This window comes from Limnohabitans sp., assembly GCF_044373035.1.
GTDB lineage: Bacteria > Pseudomonadota > Gammaproteobacteria > Burkholderiales > Burkholderiaceae_C > Limnohabitans_A.
In genome coordinates this window covers 1-3,705 of the sequence record NZ_JBILQU010000171.1, presented here as the reverse complement: position 1 = coordinate 3,705, position 3,705 = coordinate 1, and the positions used below count along the sequence as shown (strand labels likewise).

General features: G+C 62.8%; 4 protein-coding genes. 2 read left to right on the top strand and 2 right to left on the bottom strand.

Translation table 11 applies throughout. The features are described 5' to 3' along the window. Positions 1 to 138: 138 nt before the first annotated feature. Both ACIQ47_RS15205 and ACIQ47_RS15200 read right to left on the bottom strand, forming a co-directional pair. The gene (locus ACIQ47_RS15205; RefSeq protein ID WP_396438888.1) at positions 139 to 1,263 is read right to left on the bottom strand and encodes a DNA glycosylase AlkZ-like family protein; all 1,125 of its coding nucleotides are present in this window, start codon (positions 1,261 to 1,263) and stop codon (positions 139 to 141) included. Between the two features lie 20 nt (positions 1,264 to 1,283). Continuing rightward, on the bottom strand, positions 1,284 to 2,189 hold the full coding sequence (locus ACIQ47_RS15200) for a LysR family transcriptional regulator (RefSeq protein ID WP_396438887.1): 906 nt from the start codon (positions 2,187 to 2,189) through the stop codon (positions 1,284 to 1,286). 111 nt (positions 2,190 to 2,300) lie between these two features. Here ACIQ47_RS15200 and ACIQ47_RS15195 point away from each other — a divergent pair, with 111 nt between their 5' ends. Together ACIQ47_RS15195 and ACIQ47_RS15190 are read left to right on the top strand one after the other, a co-directional pair. Further along, positions 2,301 to 2,669: a DoxX family protein gene (locus ACIQ47_RS15195; protein WP_396438886.1), complete on the top strand. Its 369-nt coding sequence runs from the start codon at positions 2,301 to 2,303 to the stop codon at positions 2,667 to 2,669. Positions 2,670 to 2,719: 50 nt separating this feature from the next. Beyond that, on the top strand, positions 2,720 to 3,574 hold the full coding sequence (locus ACIQ47_RS15190) for a pirin family protein (protein WP_396438885.1): 855 nt from the start codon (positions 2,720 to 2,722) through the stop codon (positions 3,572 to 3,574). Positions 3,575 to 3,705 lie beyond the last annotated feature (131 nt).

Below are 3,705 nucleotides of genomic sequence, written 5' to 3'. Positions count from 1 at the left end.
TGGGCTTTGGCCACCGCTTCGGTGTCGATGCCGGTGGCCGGGTGGAAGATGACACCCGGCGCACAGGCTTACTTTCAAGCAGTTTTGGCCTGCAGTGCTTATGAAATGTGCGCAAACAGCTCCTGAAATGATAGCGACTCACTTGGTGAGCTGTAGAACCTTGTGTGCCGCATCACCTTCCAGTCCCAAGAACTGGGCGATATTGGAAAGTTCTTGCGCCAGCTCCGCCTTGAACCCGGTCCCGCGCGGTGCTTTGCCGCTCACGTAGCCCAAGTCTGCGTGCAATCGGCCATGGGCCACCGAGAGGTTGCCCCAACCAATGACCTGCTCATTCCATAGCAGCGGCAGGGCGTAGTAGCCGCGTACGCGTTTGGGTGCGGGTGTGTAGGCTTCAAACCGGTAGGCCCAGCCCCAGAAATGCTCGAACCGGCGGCGGTCCCAGACCAGCGGGTCAAAGGGTGCCAGCAGGCGCACACCGGTGTGCGGTGCATGGTGTTTGGACACCGGATTTTCATCCCCAGGCCAGTAGTAGGTTTGTGCGTCAATGGTGGTGTGCGCCAGGCGCGCTTTGGCTCGGCGCAGGGCTTCAGTTCGCAAGTGCGCCCACTGCGGTGCACCACCTCGCAAGTGGCTGACCAACTCTGCCAGGCTGCGTTCGGGCAGCGGCGCGTACACATTCACGATCACATCGATCAGCGCGTCCATCGCGTCTGCCGGGGACACATCGGCAAGGTCGGCGTCTCGCGATGCGTAGGTGCGCACGCCGCTGGCGCGCCCGGCGATGCGCAGCAGGCCGCGGTAGTGCATGTCATTGAGCAACTGGGTGCTGGCATTGCTGGAGCCGCCAAACCAGTTGGTGGTCTTGCCATGGTCAAAGTGCGCATCCACCATGCGCGGGTGCACCACGCCATGGCTGCGCACAAACGCCAGCACCGCGTCCATTTGTTTGCGCTTTACAGCGCTCGGCACGGTCTTGGGTGTGCGGGGATGCATGAGCGCATGGATCTGGCGCGGCAGAAAACCATAGTTCACAAAGAAGTCTTCTTCGATGCCCAGCTTTGCGTAGCGTTGCTCCAGGTCACCCGCACGGTACCTCTGCACGCGGTGGCGCAGTGTCAGGTCTTGCGCGCGTGCCGGGGCGCGTATCGGGTCCGCCTGCACAAAGCCCATCTTTGCAATGGCCTTTGGCAGGGTGGTAGGTGTAAACAGCGTGCGCGCGATGGCGTAGCGGCGCAGGGTGTCCAGGTTCAAAGTCGAGGCCATGGCTTGATGGTACGGGGCGTTCAGTTGCGCTCGACAATCGTGGCCGCCAGCCGCTCCAAAGTCATGTCGACAAAGGCGGTGACGGCGCGGGGCACATGGCGGCGGCTGGGGTACACCACAAACAGACCTGCTGCTGCACTGGCCACACCGGGTAGCACTTGCACCAATGCACCCGATGCCAAGGCACTTTGCAGCGCGCCTATGGGCTGCAGGCAGATGCCCATGCCAGCAATCGCGGCCTTGATTTGCGCTTGTCCGGTATTGGCCGCAAAACGGCCACTGACCTGCACCTGTGTCAGGTTGCCACCTTGCCCCAAGCGCCAGGTACCGCTGGCCCCTTGCTTGGCGGGGCGGATGCAGTCATGCAAAGCCAAGTCTTCTATGGTGCTGGGCGTGCCCCTGGCCGCCAAGTAGGCCGGGCTGGCCGCCAGCGCCATGTAGCTTGATGCGAGCTTGCGGGCGACCAGGCTGGAATCCGGCAGTTCGCCGCTGCCACGAAACGCCAGGTCGATCCCTTCGCCCACAAAGTCTGCCATGCCGTCGCTCAACACAAACTCCACTTGCACCGCAGGGTAGCGCGCCAGAAATTCCGCCAACCAGTCCATCTGGAAATAGTCAAAAAACCCTGCCGAAGCCGCCACCCGGATGCGGCCTTTGGGCGTGTTGGTGTCGCCGCTGAGCGCATCGGCGGCGTCCGTGAGTGCCTCAATCTGGGCTGCACAGCGGTCAAACAGCGTTCGTCCGGCGTCAGTCAGGCTGAGCTTGCGGGTGGTGCGCTGCAACAGGCGGGCCTGTAGGCTGTCTTCCAGCTGGGCGACCTGGCGGCTCAGGGTGGTGGGGGGCAGCCCCAGGCGCCGTGCGGCTTCGGCAAAGCTGCCAGCCTGCACCACCTGCACAAACAGCGCCATTTGGTTCAAATCGAGCACGGTATTGCTTTCAAAAATGGCATGGTGAATTGCAATTATTGCGTCTACACAAGTAATGCCTGCGATCCTAATCTACAGGCATCGCAATCAATCTTGTTAAAGGAGTTCACCATGGCACTGTCTTCCACCGCAAAAAACCGCACCGTTTGGGGCGTTCGCATTCTTTTGGCACTGGCGTTTGGCGCCGCCGGGTCGGCAAAACTGGCTGGCGTGGCGCAAATGGTCGCCACCTTTGAAGCCATTGGCATCGGCCAGTGGTTCCGCTATGTCACCGGCGGTATTGAAGTGGCCGGCGCGCTGCTCATGCTGGTCCCTGCGACGGGCCTCTACGCTGGCTTGCTGCTTGGCGGCACCATGGTGGGCGCCACACTCTCGCATTTGATCGTGGTGCCCGGTTCTCCTATCCCTGCCATCGTGTTGGGTCTGCTGTGTGCACTGGTCGTGTGGCACAACCGTCCCGCACAATTCCGCAAGAACTGATCAGCCCCAGTCACCAGAAACCATTGAAGCCATAGGCACAAGGAGTTTCCATGACCACAGTCGCTACCCCCACCCGTCCGGCAGAGCGGGCTCTGGTGCACCGCACCCGTGGCAGTTCGCACGGCCCCATCACCAGGCTGGTGAGCCCTGGAGACCTGGGCGAGGTGCTCAAGCCCTTCATTTTTTTGGACCGGTTTGAGTCGCCCGCTGGTGGGCGCGCGCCGCAATTCGGCATGCACCCGCACTCGGGCATCGCCACCCTCACGTATTTGATCGACGGCCGCGCCAACTACGAAGACACAACCGGTGAGCAAGGCGCGCGCGGCGTGCTGCCCACCGGTGGTGTGGAGTGGATGATGGCTGGCGGTGGTGTGTGGCACCGCGGTGGCCCGGCCAATGCCGAGCGCGTGCTGGGGTTCCAGCTGTGGGTGGCCATGCCGCCTGAACTGGAGCTGGCCACGGCCTACAGCCGCTACCTGGACCCCGCTGACATCCCGCACGTGGGTCCCGCACGCGTGTTGCTCGGCAGCTATGGCGGCCACAGCAGCCCGATTCCTGCGCCATCCAACATGACCTATCTGGGTGTGCACCTCAAGGCGGGTGAAGCGTGGCAGTTCGCGCCGCCACGCGGGCACAGCGTTGCCTGGGCTGCCGTAGGCGAAGGTAGCTTGTCCACCCCCGCCACCTTGCGCACGGGCGACTTGGCGGTGTTTGACCGCAGCGAAGCTGGCATCACATTCACGGCGCTGGAAGACACCGCCTTTGTGCTCGGCTCCGCCGTGCCGCACCCGCATGATTTGCACATGGGCTCGTACTCGGTACACACCAACGAAGAGGCACTGCAGCGCGGTGAGCGCGGCATCCGGGAGCGCGCACAACTGCTGCGGGAGCAGGGGCGCTTGTAGCTTCCACCAACACCGACCCACGCACTTTGAAACTCGGGTTCATGCAAAGCGTTCCAACCCGCCACGGCTTGGTCTGCCTGCTGTTGGCGGTTTGAAGGCGCTTGCTTTTGTTCCAACATACCTTGCGAGCA